This is a genomic window from Mesorhizobium sp. CA13 (genome assembly GCF_020165235.1).
In the GTDB taxonomy this organism is placed as follows: Bacteria; Pseudomonadota; Alphaproteobacteria; order Rhizobiales; family Rhizobiaceae; genus Mesorhizobium.
The window spans coordinates 847,964-868,853 of the sequence record NZ_JAIUHS010000001.1 but is presented as its reverse complement, the minus strand read 5'-3'; the positions used below and the strand labels follow the sequence as shown (position 1 = coordinate 868,853).

Annotated in this window: 20 protein-coding genes; 8 read left to right on the top strand and 12 right to left on the bottom strand. The window is 63.9% G+C overall.

Annotated elements, in window-relative coordinates; translation table 11 throughout:
• Positions 1–111: 111 nt before the first annotated feature.
• The 3 genes from LB566_RS04425 to LB566_RS04415 are packed head-to-tail and all read right to left on the bottom strand — an operon-like array spanning position 112 to position 4,700.
• Positions 112–1,266: an efflux RND transporter periplasmic adaptor subunit gene (locus tag LB566_RS04425; protein ID WP_140551112.1), complete on the bottom strand. Its 1,155-nt coding sequence runs from the start codon at positions 1,264–1,266 to the stop codon at positions 112–114.
• 15 nt (positions 1,267–1,281) lie between these two features.
• Entirely contained in the window at positions 1,282–4,458 is a 3,177-nt protein-coding gene (locus LB566_RS04420) for an efflux RND transporter permease subunit (protein ID WP_224623635.1), read from the bottom strand.
• Complete coding sequence (locus tag LB566_RS04415; protein WP_224623393.1) at positions 4,452–4,700, bottom strand: hypothetical protein; 249 nt, start codon at positions 4,698–4,700, stop codon at positions 4,452–4,454. The genes LB566_RS04420 and LB566_RS04415 overlap by 7 nt, the downstream gene beginning before the upstream one ends.
• A gap of 246 nt (positions 4,701–4,946) precedes the next feature.
• Here LB566_RS04415 and LB566_RS04410 point away from each other — a divergent pair, with 246 nt between their 5' ends.
• Positions 4,947–5,540, top strand: coding sequence for a TetR/AcrR family transcriptional regulator (locus LB566_RS04410; RefSeq protein WP_140497923.1), 594 nt, complete (start codon positions 4,947–4,949; stop codon positions 5,538–5,540).
• A gap of 335 nt (positions 5,541–5,875) precedes the next feature.
• On the opposite strand, the gene LB566_RS04405 is transcribed toward LB566_RS04410, so the two are convergent.
• From LB566_RS04405 to LB566_RS04385, 5 genes are all read right to left on the bottom strand, one after another.
• Positions 5,876–6,898, bottom strand: coding sequence for a LacI family DNA-binding transcriptional regulator (locus tag LB566_RS04405; RefSeq protein ID WP_224623392.1), 1,023 nt, complete (start codon positions 6,896–6,898; stop codon positions 5,876–5,878).
• Between the two features lie 112 nt (positions 6,899–7,010).
• Positions 7,011–7,802 carry an ATP-binding cassette domain-containing protein gene (locus LB566_RS04400; RefSeq protein WP_224623390.1) on the bottom strand — a complete coding sequence of 264 codons (792 nt, stop codon included), beginning with the start codon at positions 7,800–7,802 and terminating at the stop codon, positions 7,011–7,013.
• A gap of 3 nt (positions 7,803–7,805) precedes the next feature.
• The gene (locus LB566_RS04395; RefSeq protein WP_224623387.1) at positions 7,806–8,792 is read right to left on the bottom strand and encodes an ABC transporter permease; all 987 of its coding nucleotides are present in this window, start codon (positions 8,790–8,792) and stop codon (positions 7,806–7,808) included.
• Between the two features lie 116 nt (positions 8,793–8,908).
• Positions 8,909–9,844 (bottom strand): substrate-binding domain-containing protein, encoded by a 936-nt coding sequence (locus tag LB566_RS04390; RefSeq protein WP_224623386.1) that lies wholly within the window; start codon positions 9,842–9,844, stop codon positions 8,909–8,911.
• Between the two features lie 271 nt (positions 9,845–10,115).
• A complete protein-coding gene (locus tag LB566_RS04385; protein WP_224623384.1) occupies positions 10,116–11,273 on the bottom strand; it encodes a fumarylacetoacetate hydrolase family protein in 1,158 nt (385 codons plus the stop codon).
• A gap of 257 nt (positions 11,274–11,530) precedes the next feature.
• Between LB566_RS04385 and LB566_RS04380 the strand changes: the two genes are divergently transcribed.
• The 3 genes from LB566_RS04380 (at position 11,531) to LB566_RS04370 (ending at position 13,223) form a co-directional block, all read left to right on the top strand.
• A complete protein-coding gene (locus LB566_RS04380; RefSeq protein ID WP_224623382.1) occupies positions 11,531–12,181 on the top strand; it encodes a 2'-5' RNA ligase family protein in 651 nt (216 codons plus the stop codon).
• Positions 12,182–12,311: 130 nt separating this feature from the next.
• Complete coding sequence (locus tag LB566_RS04375) at positions 12,312–12,665, top strand: nuclear transport factor 2 family protein (RefSeq protein WP_224623380.1); 354 nt, start codon at positions 12,312–12,314, stop codon at positions 12,663–12,665.
• Positions 12,666–12,881: 216 nt separating this feature from the next.
• Positions 12,882–13,223 carry an ArsC family reductase gene (locus tag LB566_RS04370; protein WP_263497968.1) on the top strand — a complete coding sequence of 114 codons (342 nt, stop codon included), beginning with the start codon at positions 12,882–12,884 and terminating at the stop codon, positions 13,221–13,223.
• A gap of 230 nt (positions 13,224–13,453) precedes the next feature.
• Here the strand turns inward: LB566_RS04370 and LB566_RS04365 are convergent, their stop codons facing one another.
• Genes LB566_RS04365 through LB566_RS04355 form a run of 3 tightly spaced genes read right to left on the bottom strand, consistent with a single transcriptional unit; the run spans position 13,454 to position 16,076 of the window.
• Positions 13,454–13,807 (bottom strand): DUF488 domain-containing protein, encoded by a 354-nt coding sequence (locus tag LB566_RS04365; RefSeq protein ID WP_224623376.1) that lies wholly within the window; start codon positions 13,805–13,807, stop codon positions 13,454–13,456.
• Between the two features lie 23 nt (positions 13,808–13,830).
• Positions 13,831–15,087 carry an aminopeptidase gene (locus LB566_RS04360; protein ID WP_140551102.1) on the bottom strand — a complete coding sequence of 419 codons (1,257 nt, stop codon included), beginning with the start codon at positions 15,085–15,087 and terminating at the stop codon, positions 13,831–13,833.
• Positions 15,084–16,076, bottom strand: coding sequence for a LysR substrate-binding domain-containing protein (locus LB566_RS04355; RefSeq protein ID WP_224623374.1), 993 nt, complete (start codon positions 16,074–16,076; stop codon positions 15,084–15,086). Before LB566_RS04355 ends, LB566_RS04360 begins: the two co-directional genes overlap by 4 nt.
• Before the next feature lie 93 nt (positions 16,077–16,169).
• Here LB566_RS04355 and LB566_RS04350 point away from each other — a divergent pair, with 93 nt between their 5' ends.
• From LB566_RS04350 to sbmA, 3 genes are all read left to right on the top strand, one after another.
• The gene (locus tag LB566_RS04350) at positions 16,170–16,370 is read left to right on the top strand and encodes a hypothetical protein (protein ID WP_224623372.1); all 201 of its coding nucleotides are present in this window, start codon (positions 16,170–16,172) and stop codon (positions 16,368–16,370) included.
• Positions 16,371–16,446: 76 nt separating this feature from the next.
• Complete coding sequence (locus LB566_RS04345; RefSeq protein ID WP_140551099.1) at positions 16,447–17,607, top strand: YbfB/YjiJ family MFS transporter; 1,161 nt, start codon at positions 16,447–16,449, stop codon at positions 17,605–17,607.
• A 115-nt stretch (positions 17,608–17,722) separates the two neighbouring features.
• Positions 17,723–18,982 carry a peptide antibiotic transporter SbmA gene (gene sbmA / locus LB566_RS04340; protein ID WP_140551098.1) on the top strand — a complete coding sequence of 420 codons (1,260 nt, stop codon included), beginning with the start codon at positions 17,723–17,725 and terminating at the stop codon, positions 18,980–18,982.
• Positions 18,983–19,018: 36 nt separating this feature from the next.
• On the opposite strand, the gene LB566_RS04335 is transcribed toward sbmA, so the two are convergent.
• Positions 19,019–20,032 carry a polysaccharide deacetylase family protein gene (locus tag LB566_RS04335; protein WP_224623634.1) on the bottom strand — a complete coding sequence of 338 codons (1,014 nt, stop codon included), beginning with the start codon at positions 20,030–20,032 and terminating at the stop codon, positions 19,019–19,021.
• 190 nt (positions 20,033–20,222) lie between these two features.
• Between LB566_RS04335 and LB566_RS04330 the strand changes: the two genes are divergently transcribed.
• Positions 20,223–20,888: a tetratricopeptide repeat protein gene (locus LB566_RS04330; protein WP_140551096.1), complete on the top strand. Its 666-nt coding sequence runs from the start codon at positions 20,223–20,225 to the stop codon at positions 20,886–20,888.
• The last annotated feature ends 2 nt before the right edge of the window (positions 20,889–20,890 follow it).

Sequence of the window (20,890 nt, the reverse complement as noted above, 5' to 3'; positions counted from 1 at the left end):
GCGGCTTTTTTCACATCGCCGGTACTGGTCGGGCGGAACTGCTCGCAAAAGCGGCGCCCGCGACCTGTGGGAAGGCCGGGGCGCCGCGCTGAAACCGGGCCTGCGGGGGAGTCAGGTGGCCGGTTTCTGTGGCAGTGGCGAAATCGGCATTCCAGGACCGATCTTCTGCAGATTGCCTGTTATCACCTGGTCGCCTTCCGCGACGCCGCTCAGGATGGCCACCAGGTCGCCGCTGGTCGGCCCGGTCGAAACCAGCCGCTGGTCGACCGTATTGCCCTTGCCGACGACGTAGAGATATTTGCCGAGTTGGCTCGAACCCAGTGCGACCTGCGGCACCATCAGCGCATCGGGCTGCTGTTTGACGTGCAGCCGTACGCGGACATATTGGCCAGGCAGCAGCGCGAACTTGGCGTTGCCGATGGTGGCGCGCGCGGTGATGGTGCCGGTCGAATGGTCGATCGTGTTGTCGATGAAGGTGAGTTCACCCTTCTGATGGGCTTCGGTCTCGCCCGGGAGCAGCACCTCGACCTCGATCGGGCCGGCGGCGCGAGCTTCCTCGATCTGCGCCAGATCGCTCTCGCTCGGATTGAAGGTTACATAGATCGGGTCGAGCTGCACCAGCGTGTTGAGCACCGTGCCGGCGACACTGACCAGCGTGCCGATCGAGGCCTGGTTACGGCCGATGCGGCCGGCGAAGGGAGCGCGGATCTCCGAATAGCTCAGATTGAGCTCGGCCGTGCGGACCGCCGCCTGGTTGAGCGCCAGCGACGCCTGCGCCTCGCGCAGAGTGCTGGTGCGCTGGTCGAAGCTGTCCTTGGCCAGGTAGCCGCTCTTGGCGAGCTCGGTGCCGCGGCCGAGATTGGAGCGGGCATAGTCGAGCGTCGCGGTGTCGCGCTGCACCTGCGCTTTCGCCTGGTCGAGCGCCGCCTGGAAATCCTGCGGCGCGATCTTGTAGAGGAGGTCGCCCTTCTTGACGTCGGCACCGTCTTCGGCGACCTGCTCTTCCAGGTAACCCGGCACTCTGGCCTGCAGCGTGACGCTGCGGATCGGTTCGGTGCGGGCGGCATAGTCGAGATAGATCGGGATCGTCTTCTTCACCACGCTGGTCACCGGCACCGGCATGACGAATGCCGCGGGAGCGGGGGTCGCCGCTCCGGCCGTGCCGGCATTGAGGCTGAGGCTGCCCATATCGAGCAGGTGAACGCTCGCCACCGAGATTGCGCCCAGCGCGACAGCCGCGCCCAAAGCGATTTTCCATTTACGCATGTTCAGTCTCCAATCTTATTCGGCCGCTTGCGCCATGGGCGGCAAGGCGGGTTCGGCAGTTGGTTCGGAATGCAGGGAAGCGGGCTCGTCGTCGCCGCGCCGTTCGCGCAGCTGTTCGATGACCGCATAGAAGACCGGCACGAACACCAGCGACAGGATGGTCGCTGCCACCATGCCGCCGAAGACGGTCGTGCCGATCGATTGACGGCTGGCGGCACCGGCGCCGGTCGCGAACATCAGCGGCAGCACGCCCAGGATGAAGGCGAAGGCCGTCATCAGGATCGGCCGCAGCCTCAGCCGTGCCGCTTCCATCGCCGCTTCGACGATGCTGAGGCCTTCTTCGCGCCGTCGCCGGGCGAACTCGACGATCAGGATGGCGTTCTTGGCCGCCAGGCCGATCAGCATGACGAAGCCGATCTGCGAGTAGACGTCGATCTGCATGCCGCGCACCCACAGCACCACGAATGCGCCGAACAGGGCGAGCGGCACTGCCAGCAGCACCATGAACGGCATCGCCCAGCTCTCATATTGCGCCGCCAGGATCAGGAAGACGAAGACGATGGCGAGGCCGAAGACGACCGACGCGATCGATCCCGCCTTGAGCTCCTGGAAAGTGATGCCGGTCCATTCGAAGCCGAAATCCCTTGGCAGAGCCGTGGCGGCGGCCCGTTCCATGGCGGCGACCGCCTGGCCGGACGAATAGCCGGGCGCAGCGCCGCCATTGATCGAGGCCGAGGCGTTGTTGTTGTAGTGCGGCACCGTTTCCGGGCCGACGAACGGCACCAGCTTGCCCAGCGTGCTGAGCGGCACCATGCCGCCGGAGGCATTGCGCACATAGAGCCGCGAAATGTCGGCCGCACCCGCGCGTGCATCCTTGTCGGCCTGGATGGTCACCCGGAAGGTGCGGCCGAACAGGTTGAAGTCGTTGACGTAGAGCGAGCCGAGATAGATCTGCAGCGTGTTGAAGACGTCAGGCAGGTTGAGCCCAAGCAGCTTCGCCTTGGCGCGGTCGAGGTCGTAGTTGAACTGCGGCGTCGAGGTCGAGAATGGGGAGAAAAGCTGCTGCGGGTTGATTTCCGGCTGCTTGCGCGCCTCGGCGATCACGGCTTGCGTCGCATCGTTGAGGGCGGTGCTGCCACGACCGGTGAGGTCCTCGACGACGAATTCGAAGCCGCCGGTGGTGCCGATGCCCGGGATCGATGGCGGATCGAAGGAGAGCGCGAACGCCTCCGGGATCTGCATCAGCTTGCCGCGTACGTCGGCGACGAGCTTGGAGGCGCTCTGGTCGGGACCGCGCTCCTCCCACGGTTTCAGGATGGCGAATTCGACCGCGGAATTCGACTGCGCCGCGCTGGTCAGGAAGTTCAGTCCGCTGATCGAGCCGACGATGTCGACGCCGGGCGTCGCCTGCAGGATGTCGCGCGCCTTCTGCGCCACCGAGTCGGTACGCTCCAGCGAAGCGCCGTCGGGCAACTGGATGACGACGAAGAAATAGCCCTGGTCCTCGACCGGAAGGAAGGTCGAGGGAAGCTTCGCCCAGACGAAATAGGTGGCGACCAGCCCGGCCGCGAACAGGCCGAGCATGATCCAGCGCAAACGGATGAGGACGCGCACGCCATTGGCATAGGCATGCGACAGCCTGTCGAAGCCCGAATTGAACCAGCGGAACAGCACGAACTGTTCGCCATGGCGATGACGCAGGAAGGCAGCGCTCAGTGCCGGGCTCAGCGTCAGCGAATTGAAGGCGGAAATGCCGACCGAGATCGCCACCGTCAGCGCGAACTGGTTGTAGAGCCGTCCCGAAACGCCGGGGATGAAGGCGACCGGCACGAAGACGGCCATCAGCACGGCTGTGGTCGCGATGATCGGACCGGTGACCTCGGCCATTGCGGCTTTCGTCGCGGCCAACGGTTTCAGCCCGGCCTCGAGCTGTCGTTCGACATTCTCAACCACCACGATGGCATCGTCGACGACGAGGCCGATCGCCAGCACCATGCCGAGCAGGGAGAGCATGTTGAGCGAGAAGCCCATCATCTCCATGACGACGAGCGTCGCCACCAGCGACACCGGAATGGCGATCGTCGGAATGATTGTGGTGCGCCAGCTTTGCAGGAAGACGAACACCACGGCGACGACGAGAACCAGAGCCTCGCCAAGCGTGATCAGCACGTCATGCATGGAGGCCGAGACGAAGCGCGTCGTGTCGTAGTGCATGGCATAGCTGACGCCCTTGGGAAAGCGGGCGGACAGCTCCTGCATCTTGTCCTTCACGCGCTGCTGCAGATCGAGCGCGTTGGAACCGGGCATCTGGTAGACGGCGAGCACCACGGTCGGGTCCTTGCCGAAGAAGGCCGACGACGAATATTGCAGGGCGCCGAGCTCGATGCGGGCGACGTCGCGCAGCCGCACCAGCGAGCCGCTGGTGGTGTTGGCGCGCACCACGATGTCGCCGAACTCCTTGGGATCGCTCAACCGGCCGACGGCATTGACCTGCATCTCGAAAGCCGTGCCGGCAGGTGCCGGAGACTGGCCGATCTTGCCGGCGGCCACCTGGACGTTTTGCTCGGCAATGGCGTTCTGGACGTCGACGGCGGTGATGCCGAGATTGGCGAGCTTGTCCGGATCGAGCCAGACGCGCATCGAATAGCGCCGCTCGCCGAAGATCTGCACGTCGCCGACACCGGGCAGCCGCTTCAGCGGGTCCACCACTTGCAGATAGGCAAGGTTCGACAGCGCCACCGGATCGACGGAGCCGTCGGGGGAGGTGAGATTGACGATGAGGACAAAGTTCGGATTCTGCTTCTTGATCGTCACGCCGCCCTGGTTGACGATCGCCGGCAGCGACGAGGCAGCCTGCGAGACCCGGTTCTGGACGTCGACGGCGGCGGTGCTCAGGGAATAGCCGACATCGAAGGTGATGGTGATCGTCGAGGAGCCGTCGTTGGAGCTGGTCGACGACATGTAGGTCATGCCTTGCACGCCGTTGATCTGCTGCTCCAGCGGCGTCGTCACCGTGTCGGCGACCACCTGCGCGCTGGCTCCCGGATAGTGGGCGCTGACCACGACCTGCGGCGGTGTGATGTCGGGAAACTGCGAGACGGGCAGCAGGAAATAACAAATCGTCCCGGCGAGCACCATGATGATGGCGATCGCCGAGGCGAAGATCGGGCGGTGAATGAAGAAGTTTACCACGACACGCACGCCTCTCCGGCTGCTCTTGCCCTGCCGAACGCAGTGGCAACCCTGGACAGCTTCTGGCCGCGCCCGAACTCTTCCGACGAACGGAGCAACGGCACATCACCGCGCTGCGTGCCCGCAAGCCTGCGCAGCATTGTTTCGAAAGCGCGCGGATCGACCCCGTCGGCTTTCATGACCAGCCGGATCATCGGATCCCGGACGGCTTCATCTATGGTAAGATCGCGGCGCTGTGGCATTGGCCGGCTCCTTGTCTGTCGATTCGCAGCCCATGCTCGCGAACCGTTTTTCATCTCTTCACCGGCCGGAGCCGCATGAAATGCAATTTTTCGCCCGCCCCGATCTGGCCGGACCAGATCACGGTCTTGTTATTGACGGCGGGCGCCATAGGTGTTACCAGTAAGTAACGTGCTGGAAGTTACAGACCGGTAACACCCTAGTCAAGAGGTGGCCGAGGGATTTTTGGAAACGAAAGGAGATCAATGATGACAGACGGCGTCGTGGAGCGCCCTCGTCCCCGGGATCGGATCCTGGAAACGGCGCGCGACATGTTCCACAAGCACGGCATCAAGGGCGTCGGCGTCGACGCCATCACCGAGGCTGCCGGCACGAACAAGATGACGCTCTACCGTCATTTCGAATCCAAGGACGATCTGATCATCGAATGCCTGCGCGCCACCGCATCCAAGGCCGGCGCGATGTGGGACGCATTCGAGGCCGAGCATCCGGGCGACAAGCTCGCGCAACTGCATGCCTGGGTTCGCAAGGCGGCCGAGATGCTGACGGCCGATTGCCGGGGCTGCGACATGGCTAACGCCGCGGTTGAGCTGACTGAACCCGACCATCCGGCCAGGCGCGTGATCAAGGAGCTCAAGGAAGCCCAGCGCGAGCGCCTGGTGGCGCTCTGCCGGGGAGCCGGCATCGGCCAGGCCGAACTTCTGGCCGATACGCTTTCGCTGCTGTGCGAGGGCGCGCGCGTGAGCGTGCAGACCGTTGGCACCGAAGGCCCCAGCGCGCAATTGGTGCGCATGGCGGAAGGGTTGATCCAGTCGTTCAGGGGCGGAGCCGCCGCGGGCTGATCCATCGGCGAGGCTCATTGGCGCCGGACAGCGCGTACGCTTCCGGTTGCCGTACCTTTTGATCCTGCGAGAATTCCCTGCCGTTCCGGAAATGTCCGGCATGCGATAAAAAAGCCCGCTGCCGGGAGGAGGTGGCAGCGGGCTCGATTTCGAATGTGGTGCGGGAGGAGGTGCACCCCACTCAGCGCCGGCATCGCATCTGGGAGGAGTAGATGGCCGACGACCAGAAGCTATGAGTTGCCCAATGATTCGGCAATCGTGAATCGTGCATAGCAGCTGTGCAGATTCGCCGTATCGCTCGCGAACACCGTGACCGGAAGACCTTGCGGCCCGCGTCACTGCACCGGGACATTTTCCCGGAAGATCAGCCGCGGCTCGATGAACTTCCGCGTCAGGTAGGGCGCCGATGATGCGATCGAGCCAAGCAGGCGGATGACCGATTGCTCGGCGATCAGCCTGGCATTCTGGTCGATGACGACGTCGGCTAGATCGTCGACGAGATAGCCGCGCGTTTCCCTCGTCAGGTCGTGACAGATGAATACCGGCTTGCGGTTGGGCCTGGCCTCCCGGATGGCTTTGGCAACGCCGGAGCGTCCAGCTCCAATGCAATAGATGCCGAGCAGTTCCGGCTCGTTGCGCAGCGCCTTCATGGTTTCGGCATAGCTGGCATCGGGCTCGTCGTTGATCTCGACGGCGCTGCTGACGCTGAGGTTGGGGAACTCCTCGCCGAGCACGGAGCGGAAACCCATCTCGCGTTCCTCATGGCCGCGATAGGAGCGCGAGCCGACCACCATCGCCAGCTGGCCCTCGCGGTCGCCGAGAAAGCGCCCCATCAGGAGTGCGGCGGTCCGTCCGGCCACCCGGTTGTCGATGCCGACATAGGCCGAGCGGGGTGCCGCCGGAATATCGGACACCAGCGTCACCAGGCGGATGCCGGCCTCGACGATGTCGCGCAGGATGTTGCGCGTCCTGGGATGATCGACGGCGATGACGCCGACGCCGTTGGCTCTCAGCGACAGGTTTTCGAGGGCGGCCTGCAAGGCGTTCGGCGAGATTCCGGCGAGGTTGTGGATCCGGCAGGAGGCAACGAGCGGCAGGCGCGAGGCATAGTCCTCGATATGCCTGGCCAGATCCTGCATGAAGGCGTTGCTGCCGATCGGCAGGAAGAATTCCAGATTGGCCGGCCGGGACGGGAGCGTTACCTGGTCGGCGACCGGCAAATAGCCGAGCTGCTTGGCGGCCTCCATGACGCGCTGCCGGTTGGCCGCGCTGACCCCCTTGCGGTTATTGAGCACCCTGTCGACTGTCGCGGTCGACAGTTTGCAGCTCCTGGCGATGTCGGAGACGGTGGCTTTCATGCCGCAACCTATGCGCCGATGCGGTGGCACGCCAGGCGGGCGATGCGGCCTGAGCGCTCCCATCGTCCGGATGCCCACTCTGCTGCTTCGCCAGGACGGTTTGCGTCCATCCTCAATGCGGCGCCTTGCCATCGGCGATGGCGTCGCGGATTTCCTTGTCCGACATGCCGGTGATGATGCGTTCTACCTCCGCCACGCTGGTCGTCTTGGGGTCGATGTCCCCGGCCACCACCTTGCCGCGCCGCATGACGACGATGCGGTCCACCACCTGGAAGACATGGTGGATGTTGTGCGCGATGAAGATGCAGGAATGGCCGGAATCGCGCGCGCTGCGCACGAAGCTCAGCACGCCCTGGGTTTCGGCGACGCCGAGATTGTTGGTCGGTTCGTCGAGGATGATGAGGTCGCTGTCGAAATGCATGGCGCGCGCGATCGCCACCGCCTGGCGCTCGCCGCCGGAGAGCGAGCCGATCGGCGTGGTCGGCGGGATGTTCTTGGAAATGCCGACCTGCTTGAGCAGGTCGCGCGCGACCGTGTTCATCGCCTCCTGGTCCATGCGGTTGAGGAAGCGCGGCGGCTTGATCGGCTCACGTCCCAGAAACAAATTGCGGGCGATCGACAGTTGGGTGACCAGCGCCGAGTCCTGGTAGATGGTCTCTATGCCGTTGGCGATGGCGTCGCTGGTGCTGCGCAGGTTCACCTTCTTGCCGCGGATGAAGATGTCGCCGCTGGTCAGCGGCACCGCGCCCGACAGCACCTTGATCAGCGTCGACTTGCCGGCGCCGTTGTCGCCGAGCAGGCCGACGATCTCGCGCTCGTTGACGTGGAAATTGGCGTCCACCAGCGCCTGCACGCGCCCGTAGGACTTGCGGATGTTCTGCATGCGGATCAGTGGCTCGGCCATGGTTCACGTCCCTGCCTGATGCCGGCGTTCCAGCCATGAATGAAGCGCCATCATGCCAAGGATGATCGCGCCGATGAAGATGTTGTAGGCAAGGCCCGGCACGCCGATCAGCACGATGCCGTTGCGCATGACGCGCAGGATCAGGATGCCGAGCACGGTGCCGATGATCGTGCCGCGCCCGCCCGTCAGCGCCGTGCCGCCGATCACCACCATGGCGATGACCTCGAGCTCGTAGCCGGTGCCGCTATTGGGGTTGGCGGCCGAGGTGCGCAGCGAGGATATGACGCCGGCAAGCGAGGCCATGACCGAGGACAGCACGAACAGGCCGATCTTGACGCCGTTGACGTTGACGCCGCGCGCCCTTGCAGCGTTCGGGTTGCCGCCGGCCGCCTGGATCCAGTTGCCGGTGCGGCTTTGCGTCAGCACGTAGCCCAGCGCGATGGCCGCGGCGATGAACCAGAAGAGCGACATGTAGATGCGGAACGGGCCGATGAAGAAATCGCCGACCAGCGCTTCCGCCAGCCAACTGCCCTCGGCGCTCCAGGTACGCTGCGGAAAACCGTCGGTGACGAACAGCGCGGTGCCCCGCACCACCAGCAGCATGCCGAGCGTGACCAGGAAGGACGGGATCTTGAGCTGCGTGACGAACCAGCCATTGACCAGCCCGATGAAGGCGGCGACCAGCAGCGCGACGACGAAGCCGATCTCCAGCGAGGTGAGACCGCTGTTGAACAGCGTCCACATCAGCACCGGCGAGAAGCCGAACAGCGAGCCGACGGAAAGGTCGAATTCGCCCGACGTCATCAGCAACGTCATGGCCAGCGCGATCAGTCCGAGCTCGACGGTGAAAGCCAGCGTGTTGGAGATATTCTGCGGTGACAGGAAGTCGTGGTTGAAGCCCCAGAAGACGGCGATCTCGACGACGAGCAGCACGAAGGGGCCGAATTCCGGCCGCGCGATCAGACCTTGGACAAGCGAACGATTTTCCACGTGTAACCCGCGACTGGTTGGAATGGGCCGGACTGTCGGGCCGCGTCGAACGGCTCGATACCGGCAAAAGGGCAGGGCGCCGCACGCCGGTGACGTGCGGCGCTGGAGATCAGGGACTATTTGCCGGACAGGATCTTGTCGTAGACCCCGGCGGTGTCTTTCTCATAGAGCGCGCCGGTGATGACGTTGAAGCCCGGGGGAATGCCGCTCGCGGCCATGTTGGCGAGCGACAGCGCGACATAGCTGGTCGCCTGCGGGTCCTGCCACTGGCCGGCATTGACATAGCCGTTCAGCACTTCCTGCGTGGTGTCGAGCGAGTTGCCCCAGCCGACGACCGGAATTTCGCCCGGCTTGACGCCGACCTGGTCGAACACGCGTTTGATCGAGCCGGTGACGAGGTCGCCAAGGCCGATGATCGCCTTCACCTTGGCCTTGTTGGCGGTGAGATAGTCGACCATGCGATTGATCACTTCGGCCTGGTCGAGCGTCGCCTCGGTCACCTCATAGGTGATGCCGAGCGGCTCGAACACGCTCTTGATGCCTTCCTCCTCCTGGACGCCGTAGGTGGCGCCGGGAATCTCGACCGGCATCCAGACGAAGTCGCCCTTCTTCACCAGACCCTTGTCGACCAGATACTGCGCCCAGTGCCTGCCGAAGGTTACGTTGTCGCCGCCGACATAGGCGTTGAAATTGGCCTTGGGATCGGGCGTGTTGAAGTTGATGATCGGGATGTTGGCCGCGCGGGCTTCCTTGACGATCTCGACAAGGCTGCCCGGATCGGGGCTGGTGGTGGTGATCCCGTCGGCCTTGGCCGAGATCGCGGCCCGCACCGCCTCCTGCTGCGAGGCGACGTCGCCATTGTGGAACGAGGTGTTGACGGTGTTGCCGGTGTCCTTGGCCCATTGCTTGGCGCCGGCAAGGAAGTAGGTCCAGACCGGATCGGCCGGGCCGCCATGTGAAATCCAGTAGAACGTCTTGGCCTGCGCCGCCGCCGGAATGACCGTCAGCGCGACCAGCAGGCCGTATAGAACCACTCTTAGCCGTGTCAGCATTTGATTTCCTCCCGTTTGAAATTGATCAGTTTGAAACCGCCCTTTGATCGGGCAAGATCGCGTCCTCCTCGCCAACGCCGTGTTGGATGATCAGAGCATCCTCTTTTTCGACAAATGGCAAGCCTCCGCCTGTCAGTCGTAGTCAGCGCCTGACGGGGCGCCATCAGGAGACCCATCAGATTGCATCAGTTCGAATGATTTTTCGCGGCAGGCGATACCGGCCCCGAGGGTCGCCGGAGCGGTGGTTGACCGCCTCCGGCAACGCGAGGAGCTAGAGGAGGCCGGCCCTGGCAAGATCGCGCATCAGATGGCTGGCGCCGTAGGTCCAGTGCGGGCAGTCCGGCGACAACCGCACCCGGTTGACCAGCGCGCCGAACTTCTCCGACGAGATGGTGACGATGTCGCCGACCTTGTGGGTAAACCCCTTGCCCTTCTCGCCGCGATCCTTCGACGGCACGAACATGGTGCCGAGATAGAGCGCCAGGCCGTCGGGGTATTGGTGATGCGGGCCCATGGCGGCCGCGACGAGCTCTTCGGGAGAGCGGCTGATCTCGGCCATCGAGCTTGCGCCCTCGAGCTCGAACCCGTCCTCACCCTCGACCTTGAGGCGCACCACCGCGTTCTTCACGTCGTCGATGGAGAACGTGCCGTCGAACAGGCGGATGAAGGGGCCGAGCGAGGCGGAGGCGTTGTTGTCCTTGGCCTTGCCGAGGAGCAGCGCGGAGCGCCCTTCGACGTCGCGCAGATTGACGTCGTTGCCGATGGTGGCGCCGACGATCTTGCCGCTGCTGCCGGCGATCACGGCGATCTCCGGCTCCGGATTGTTCCAGGTCGAGACGGGATGCAGGCCGACATTGGCGCCGAAACCGACCGAGGCCATCGGCTGGCATTTGGTAAAGATCTCGGCATCCGGACCGATGCCCACTTCCAGATATTGCGACCAGGCGCCGCGCGAGATCAGCTTGGCCTTGATCTCCATCGCTTCGGGAGACCCCGGCTTGAGCTTGGACAGATCGTGGCCGATCAGCCCGGCAATGTCGGCGCGGATGGCATCGGCCCGTTCCGCCGAACCGCGCGCCTGTTCCTCGATGACGCGTTCCAACAGGCTGACGACGAAGGTGACGCCCGAGGCCTTGATTGCCTGCAGGTCGACCGGGGAGATGAGATAGGGCTTTGCCGGATCACGCGCGGCCTCGAAACTGTTGGCCGCGATATCGTCGAGCGAGCCGATCGGCTTGCCCCTGGCCGAGCGCACATAACCGGCCGGATCGGCCATCTCGCAGATATCACGCACGGTCGGCGCCGTGCTCGACGTGATATCGAAGACGGTGCCATCACGCACCGTGACCACCAGGGGATGCGAGGCATCGCTGCTTCTGGCGCGCCCGACAAAAAGGCCTTCGGCGGGCAGATGCATCGGGTTCGTCATGCGTGCGGTCCTCTGATCATCGAAAATGCGGCTTGCCGGTTCGGCGCGGCACTTTCACCGGATTCCTGTCAAAGGTCTATCCCGTTTGTGGTGATCCAGGCGCCATGTCTGCCGGCGTCGTCGGCCATTGGCCTACCGCAAGGAAGCACTCCTTGGGGGTTGGATGCATGCGGCGGTGCGGGAGCCCCAATGCCTGCGTCATTTTTTTGGGCTTGAGTTTGTTCTTGTTTTGTTCTAATATGCTCAACCTGAGTCAATTGGCGGACGAGATCAGTATGAGTGGGCAACCCGCATTCGGAACCGCGAGGAACGGCCAGGCCTTTTTTCGATGGGAGCAGGCCGGGAAGCATTTCCACCGGCTGTTCTTTGCCATCCTCGTCGGCAGCGCGATTGCTGGTCGTCTCGCGCGAAAGGCCCTTGCCTTGAACCGTGAGTTCGGATTGCAAGGCTGGCTGGTTCCGGAAAATCACATCCACATCTCGCTTGTCGGCTTCGGCGACCATGAGGAGTATCCGCAAGAACTGGTAGAGACCGCCTGTCATATCGGATCGATGATCGTTGCGAAGCCCTTCGAGGTCTCGTTCGATCGCCTGTCGGCCTTTGGCGGTGGTGCGCTGGTCCTGCGCGGCAGCGATGGCAATCCGTCGCTGCAAAAGTTCTGGCGTGATCTGACGGCGGTGATCTCGGACAGTCCGTTGAAACCCTTTCTCACCAGGTCCATCGAACCGCATGTTACGTTGCTTCGTGACGAAGTGGGCGTTCCCAGGATACGCGAGCGGTCGATCGACCCGGTCGGCTGGACGGTCCGGGATTTTGTGCTGATCCACAGTCTCATCGGGAAGGGCGTCTACAAGCAGCCCGGACGTTGGCGGCTGACCGGCCAGGACGATGCACTGCCCGCCATGTGAGAGCCTGGAACCGTCCCACATGCGCCGCGCGGTCCATCCTCCTGACAGGACATGTCAGCTATCAAGCGGAACGATGATGGCAGGCCGACGAGCTTTTCCTATTTGCAAGACGTCTGAACAGGAGGAACACATGACCAACGCGGAAATTGCGAAGGATTTCACGGCGCTTCTCAAGCGCGGTGACTACGAAAGCGCTGCCGAGAAATATAACGCCGACGACATCGTCAGCTATGAAGCGATGGAGGGGCCGATGGCCGTCTGCCGTGGCAAGGATTCTGTCAAGCAGAAGGGCCAGTGGTGGCAGGAAAACAACGAGGTCCATGGCGGCTCCGTCGAGGGCCCTTACGTCAATGGCGACCAGTTCGCCGTGCGCTTCACATTCGACATAACGCCCAAGGCCACGGGCCAGCGTGTCACCATGGACGAGGTTGGCCTGTACACGGTCAAGAACGGCAAGATTGCCGAAGAGCGCTTCTATTATTGAGCCGGGTTTTCCGGCTGTCGGCACGTTTCTCCGCATCCTAGGCGGCCAGGATCATGTCCTGGCCGCTATCCCCTATGCACGTCGTTCACGGATCGGCGACCGCCATTGAAGAAACTCACCCCTCGATGATTCCGCCGGCCGCTGGCAAAGCGCGCGAGGGCTGCTTAACCTGCCGCCAGATTCGAAGTCCGAAAGGCGCCTGTTTTGACGATCACCATGTACGGCATCACCACTTGCGACACGATCAGGAAGGCTCGCGTCTGGCTGGAGGGCCATGCAGTGCCATATCGTTTCCACGATTACCGGGCCGAAGGGATCGAGGCGGGCAGGCTGGATGACTGGGCCCGCAAGGTCGGCTGGGAAAAGCTGCTCAACAAGGGCAGCACGACGTTTCGCGAGTTGCCGGACAAGGATAAACAGGACCTGGATGAAAAGAAGGCCAAGGCCCTGATGCTGGCCAAGCCGACGATGATCAAACGGCCTGTGCTCGAGGTTGGCGACAAGATTTTGGTTGGGTTCAAGCCGGATGTTTACGAGACGGCGGTGGGCGGGAAGTAGAACAACACTCCGTACGCGGCGTTCCTTCGCCCCCCTCTGTCCTGCCGGACATCTCCCCACGAGGGGGGATGGCTGCAACGGCGGCTTTCGCAAATCGCCAATGTGGAAGCGGGGCGCGGCAACTGCCGATCTCCCCCCTTGTGGGGGAGATGTCCGGCAGGACAGAGGGGGGCGCTGCCCCGCCGGGGTCTCAAGGCTAACGCGCTCCCACCAGCTGGAAGTGTGATCGCTCAATCCCCGCGCAAATACCCCGCCAGCGCGACCGCATTGTTGTGCGCCTCGTCATGGGCGCCGTAGAGCAGCGTTACCTTGCCGTCGCGAAGCAGGGCGCGCAGTTGCGCCACCGCCTCGCCATTGCCGTCCAGTTCGGCACGATACCGCTTCTGAAACTCTGCCCATCGTTCAGGCTCGTGCCCGAACCACTTGCGCAGCTCGTCGCTCGGCGCGATCTCTTTCAGCCATAGCGCCAGCGCCGCGTCCTTCTTGGCGACGCCGCGCGGCCAGATGCGGTCGACCAGGACCCGCTGGCCATCGGCCTTTTCGGGTGCCTCATAGATGCGCTTCACCGCGATCTCGAAGGCCATCGGCTCTCCTTCGTGCGCTCCCGTCAGGCCCACTCGCCCTTGCGCATGACCGGCACGCGGCTGCCATCCTTGCCGACGCCGTCGATGTCGATCTTGTCCGAGCCGATCATCCAGTCGATGTGGATGAAGCTCTTGTTGCCGCCGCGCTCCGCGATCTCGGCCTGGCTGAGCGAGGCGCCGTCGACGAAGCACTTCGAATAGCACTGGCCGAGCGCGATGTGGCAGGCGGCGTTTTCGTCGAACAGCGTGTTGAAGAACAACAGGCCGCTCGCCGAGATCGGCGAGGAATGCGGTACCAGCGCCACTTCGCCAAGCCGGCGTGCGCCCTCGTCGGTGTCCAACACTTTCTTCAGCACGTCCTCGCCCTTCGAAGCCTTCGCCTCGACGATCCTGCCGCCCTCGAAACGCACCGAGATCTCGTCGATCAGCGTGCCCTGGTAGGAGAGCGGCTTGGTCGACGAAACATGGCCTTCCACCCGCCGCGCATGCGGCGTGGTGAAGACCTCCTCGGTCGGGATGTTGGGATTGCAGGTGACGCCGTTCTTGGCGGTGGAGGCGCCGCCCATCCATTCATGACCGTCGGCCAGCCCGACCGTCAGGTCGGTGCCCGGCCCGGTGAAATGAAGCGCATGGAAATTATGGCCGTTGAGCCATTCGGTGCGGCTGCGAAGGGCCGCATTGTGGGCCTTCCAGTTGCCGATCGGGTCTTCCACGTCCACGCGCGAGGCGGCGAAGATGGCGTCGGCGAGCTTGGCCACTGCAACGTCGTCGGCGTCATCGGGGAAGACCTGCTTGGCCCAGGCGAGATCCGGATAGGCGACGATGTTCCAGTTGATGTCGAAGCCGGTGATCTTTTCCAGCGCCGGCTGGTAGGCCATCGAATTGGCCTTGTTGGCGCGCGCCACTTTCGCCGGGTCCTGCGCCGACAGGAGCGAGGGATCCTCGCCGCGCACGGCAAGTCGCGCCGCATTGTTGGAGAAGGCCTTGGCCATGCCTTCGTAGAGCCAGCCGGCGGCCCGGTCGAAGCCGGCGTCGGCGCCATAGCGAAAGCGCGCCAGCGTGATCTCGTCGTCGTTGAAAATCGGCGTCACCAGCCCCGCGCCGGCCTTGTAGGCATGCTCGACGATACGCCTGGTCAGCGGCAGCGCGGCGATGGACGAGGTCAGCACCAGGTCCTGCCCGGGCTGCAATTGCAGCCCCACCTTGATGGCGACTTCCGCCAGCCTGTCGAGCTTCACCGGGTCGATCGTTGCGGAAACGCCGCGCGAATGTGTGGTCATGATCCTGCCTGCCGTAGTTTGATGTCGGACTCTACATAGACCGGCGTCACCGTGCTTTCCACCGTGATCGCGTCGCTCGTGCCCGTCTTCGCGGAGCCGAACCGCGCCATCGTCGCCTCGATCTCTTCCCTGATCCAGAGCTTGAAATCCCGCACCTTGCGGCTTTCGGCCTTGGCGGCGGAGGTCACCAGCCAATAGCCAAGCCCGCTCTGGGCGCGTATCCCGAATGGCGCCACGAGCCGCCCGTCGGCCACCGCATCGGCGGCGAGAAGCTGCCAGCCCAGCATCACACCATGGCCGGCAATCGCCGATTCCAGGCAAAGCATCGGATCGGTGAAGCGCGCGCCCTTCAGGAAGGTGACGGGTTCGACACCGGCCGCGGCGAACCAGCTTTGCCAGCGGATCATCGCCCGTTCGTCGGTGATCGCGCAGGTCTGGGCAAGGTCTTCGATCGATTTCAGTTTCTTCGCGATCGAGGGCGCGCAGACCGGGAACACCTCTTGTGCCAAAAGCAACTCCACCTTGCCGCCCGGCCATTTGCCGTCGCCAAGCCGGATGGCGATATCGATATCGGAATGGTCGAGGTCGGCCAGCCGCACAGAGGCGTCGATGCGCAACAGCACATTGGGATGCCGGGTGAAGTGATGCGACAGCCGCGGCAGCAGCCATTTCGAGGCGAATGCCGGCGCCACGGAAACCGCCAGCGTGCATTGGCGCGCCTCGTCGGCCAGCGCCACGGCCTGGGTGAGCTCGCGGAAACCCGCGCCGAGGCGCGTCGCGAACATGGCGCCGAATTCCGTCAGGACGAGCCCCTTGGCCGTTCTCTCGAACACGGCCTGACCGAGCTGCTGCTCCGCGCGCTTTATCTGCTGGCTGACGGCGCTGGCCGAAACGTTGAGTTCGCCGGCGGCCGCGGCAAGCGAGCCGAGACGGGCGACGGTCTCCACGGCGCGAAGGCCGTTGAGGTGGACGCGGTTGAGCATGGCCATTGAGTTTTTCTAAACCAGCGGGGCTGAAATCTCAATTGAAAGTGATGCCGAAAGCGCAGACTTTATCCCCAAGACAGGCCTGCGGAGGCTGAGATGTTAAGGCTGTTCGCGTCGCTCAAGATATTCTTCCCTGTGCACGAGCCGCCTTGCGGTGGCGAAACGGTCGCATGGCTGACCGATCCGCTGTCGCACCCCGTGCTGAGCGCCATGTCGGAGCGCGAGCTCGGCGACATGCCGTTCCGGCTGACGGCGCGTCGCACTGCCCACGAGACGGCGCAAGCGGGCTGCCGCTGATTGGTGCTTACGGCCCGGCGCCTGGCCCAACGCAAGCGCGTTGTGTCGCCGGTCCACGGACTTATTGTGCACCGCGATGACATCCGCTACCTCAACAGCGCTGCGGTTCGCTTTCGCCGGCATGATCGCCATGGCTGTCGCCATGGGCATTGGTCGTTTCGTCTACACGCCGATCCTGCCGGGCATGATGGAAGAACTCCATCTGTCGGCGGCCGATGCGGGCTGGATCGCGTCAGCCAATTATCTCGGCTACCTCGCCGGCGCCTTTGCCGCGGCGGGCGGTTGGGCGCATGGGCGCGAGCGCCTGCTGATGCTGACAGGTCTGGGCGCCAGCGCTCTGCTTGCCGCGCTGATGGGGCTGTCGGATACGATCCCCGCCTTTCTTGTCATCCGCTTTCTGGCCGGCCTGGCCAGCGCCTTCGTCATGGTGTTCCTGGCCAGCATTGTTTTCAGCCATCTTGCCGCGGCCGGCCGCAGCGATCTGCAGGCGTGGCATTTCGGCGGCGTCGGCCTCGGCATCGCCGTGTCCTCGGTGCTGATGGCGGCCCTGGTCAGCGACCATGCCGGCTGGGCGGCGGGCTGGCTGTGGTCGGCGGCGATCTCGGCTTGTGGCTTCGTCGTCGTGGCGCTGTTGGTGGACAGCGGGCCGTTGGCCAGCGGCGATACCGGCCGCGAGCCGGCGCTGCCGAAAGACCGCTCGCTGACCAAGGTGATCGTCGCTTACGGCTTGTTCGGCTTCGGCTACGTGGTGACGGCGACCTTCCTGGTCGCCATTGTCCGGCAAGGCGGCGGCGGACGCGTGTTCGAGGCGGTGGTCTGGATGGTCACCGGTCTCGCCGGTTTTCCCTCGGTCTGGCTCTGGCAGAAGATATCGGCACGGATCGGCCTTTACACGACCTATGCGCTGGGATGTTTCGTCGAGGTCGTCGGCATAGTCGCAAGCGTCGCGGTAGGCGGGCGCACCGGGCCGCTGCTCGGCGGCCTGCTCGTTGGCGGCACGTTCATCGCCATCACCGCGCTCGGCCTGCAGACCGCGCGGCAACTGGCGCCACAGGCTCCCCGGCGGACCTTCGCCTTGATGACGGCTTCGTTCGGTCTTGGCCAGATCATCGGCCCGATAGCCGCCGGGCTCCTGGCGCAGGCGTCGGGCGATTTCTTCCTTGCCTCGATCGCCGCCGCGGCCGTTCTGGTCGCCTCCGGCGTCATCACATGGTCGGCCGCGCCAAAATCGCCATGATTGTGGGTTTGCTCGGTGCCGGGCATCGGGCATGGGCATTTTCTTTCCCCCTAATGTGTGACTTTATGCCCGCTGAACTCAGCTGATTTGCGCAAAAATCGAGGAATTCGCCACAGTGTTCGTATCCTTCTTCCCGCAGCCGAAGCTGTTTTTCTCTTCGGCCGCCGTCTGGAGCCTTGCGGCGATCCTGTTCTGGTTTTTCGGGGGTGAGCAGCTGGGCGCCGTCTTCGGCCTGCCGCCGGCAGCAGCCGGTGCGCCACCCATTATCGGCATCGCCGTCCTGGTCTCGAAGCCGTTTCTCTGGTTCTACATCTACTTCGCGTTTTGTGTGTTGGCCTTCTACGCTTTCTGGAGCTGGTATTCTCCGCATCCGTGGCAACGCTGGTCGATCCTGATGACGGCGGTCATCCTGTTCTTCATCTATTTCAATGTGCAGGTCAGCGTTGCCGTCAACGCCTGGTACGGCCCTTTCTTCGACTATGTGCAGGGGCTGATGTCGGGCACCGGAAAGTCGACCAACGCCGAATTCTACATAGGACTGGCCGATTTCTCGTGGCTTGCTCTGGTCGGCATGAACGTGCAGGTGGTCAACGCCTTCATCGTCAGCCACTGGATCTTCCGCTGGCGCACGGCGATGAACAACTATTTCGTCGAGAACTGGGGCAGGCTGCGCCATATCGAGGGCGCCTCGCAACGTATCCAGGAGGACACGATGCGGTTTTCCCAGATCATGGAAGATCTGGGTTCCAGCTTCGTCCAGTCGATCATGACGCTGATCGCCTTCCTGCCGGTCATGATCCAGTTGCAGGCCCATATAACCGAGTTGCCGATCATCGGCGCGATCCCCCAGCCATTGGTGGTCGCGGCACTGGCCTGGTGTCTGTTCGGAACGATTTCGGTCATGATTGCCGGCATGAAGCTTCCAGGGCTGCAGTTCCGCAACCAGCGCGTGGAGGCGGCCTACCGCAAGGAGCTCGTTTACGGCGAGGATCATGCCGACCGGGCCCAGCCCGCCACCACCGCCGCGCTGTTCGCCAACGTCCGCCACAATTATTTCCGGCTCTATTTCCACTACATCTATTTCAATGTCGTCCGGTACACGTACCTGCAGGCCGACAATATTTTCTCGCTGCTGATTCTGGGGCCGTCGCTGGTCGCCCATAAGATAACGTTCGGCGCGCTGAACCAGATTTCGAACGCTTTCGGCAAGGTCACGGGTTCTTTGCAGTTCCTGCTCACCTCCTGGTCGACCATCGTCGAGCTGCAATCGGTGCATAAGCGCCTGCGCGCCTTCGAGGCGACGCTGCAGGGCGAGCCGCTGCCGGAAATCGACCAACGCTATCTGGCACGGCAAGGCGCCGAGGATCCCGCTTAAGTCAGGGAAGACCTGGGTGCGAAACGGGTTGGCGGCTCAGCCGCCGACCGAAACCTGCTTCTGGCCAGCACCCTGCCGCGAGATATAATCGCGAAAACTGATGCATTCGACGTCTGATTTGACGCAGACCTCGCCGGCAAAACGCTCCAGCGCGTTCCAGTAGGCGCCGTCATTCATCAGCGTGAAGTGGAAGCCGAGTTCCAGCGGAACGCGTTTGCCCTGATACTGCGCGTCGAAGGCGGCGCGAAACGCCTGATAGGTCCGGTCGGCGAATTCCGCCGCGCCGCTCGGCCGCTCGAAGCCGCCGGAATGCCTGACATAGAGATTGTAGTCCATGGCGATCACCGGCCGCGATTTCGGTCCCTCCGGAATCTGCGGCAGTGAAAAGCGGGTGATGCCGCCGGCGGTCGGCGGCTGAACAGGACCGCGCGAGACGCCGCTGGCGTCGAACCGGTAACCGGCGGCGGGCAGCGCCTCGTAGAGTGCCTTGCCCGTCGAAAGATAGGGCGCGCGGAAGCCGACCACCGCGTGCCGGGCGAAATCGCGCCAGCCATCGGGCTCGGGCGCAATCCCGTTGATCGCATAGGCGTTCTCGAGAATGTGCTCGAAGGCACCGAATTCCTTCAGCCAGTCGGCCTTGCTCCAGTCCTTGCCGTCGAAATGGCCGCAGGCGTGGCTGGCGATGTCGTGGCCTTCATGTGCGGCAAGCCCGATCTGTTCGAGCCGATCGGCCACTTCCTGTTTGGACGCGGCAAAGCCGATGTTGGACTTGCCCGATGTCTTGCCCGGCGCGGTGTATTGGTTGCGTGTTTCCGGCGACAGCAGGAAGACGCAGGACAGAAAATAGGTGAAATGCGCGCCAGTGCGCTGCGCCAGCGCCCGGCTGCGCTTCCATTGCGAGATGTCGCGGGCGCTGTCGAAGGAGATGATGACGACCTGCTTCGGCCTTGCCGGCAAGGGCGCCCGCGAGCCGGGTGGATCGGCGAAAGCCGCACCGGCCGTGGCAAGCGAAGCGAGACAGAACGCGGCAACGCGAGACGAAAAGGATATTGGCAACTGCTACTGGCCCCGAACGATTTCGGCCCCGCTATAGCGCAAATGTGGCGTGGGTGCGGTGGGCTTTTCGTCCGTTTGCCCCGCGAATGGGTGATTTTCCGGTCGAACCCCTTCCATGCCGACAAAATTTCGCTAAAACGCGGGCTCGCGAACGCCCCGTCCCGGGGCAGGAATGGTTTTATTGATGTCCGACGACAGTTTTATCCGTGAAGTCAACGACGAGATCCGTCGCGAACAGGCGCAGAAGCTGTGGGACCGTTTCGGCCCGGCCCTGCTTGTGGTCGCGGTGCTGGTCGTGCTCGGCACCGCCGCCTTCGTCGGCTATCGCTACTGGGACGAGACCCGCGCCAACCGTTCGGGCGATGCCTTCTCGCAGGCGTTGAAGCTGGCCAATGACGGCAAGAATGACGAGGCGCTAGCCGCGCTCGATCAATTGGAGAAGGATGGCTACGGCGCCTATCCGCTGCTCGCCCGCATGCGCGCTGCCACCGTCAAGGCCGACAAGGGCGACGTCGATGCCGCCGTCAAGGATTTCGACGAGGTGGCCGCCGACGCCGCCATTCCCCAGGGCATTCGCGACATGGCGCGGCTGAGGGCCGCGCTGCTGCTGGTCGATCACGGCTCCTTCGCCGATGTGTCGAGCCGCGTCGAGGCCCTGACCTCGGACACAAACACGCTGCGCCACACCGCGCGCGAGGCGCTTGGCCTCGCCGCCTGGAAGGAAGGCAAGACCCAGGACGCGCTGAAGCTGTTCGACCAGATCGCCGCCGATGACGGTGCCCCGCGCAACACCCGGGAACGGGCGACCCTGATGTCCGAGCTGATCCGCGGCTCGGGCAACGCGTCGTGACA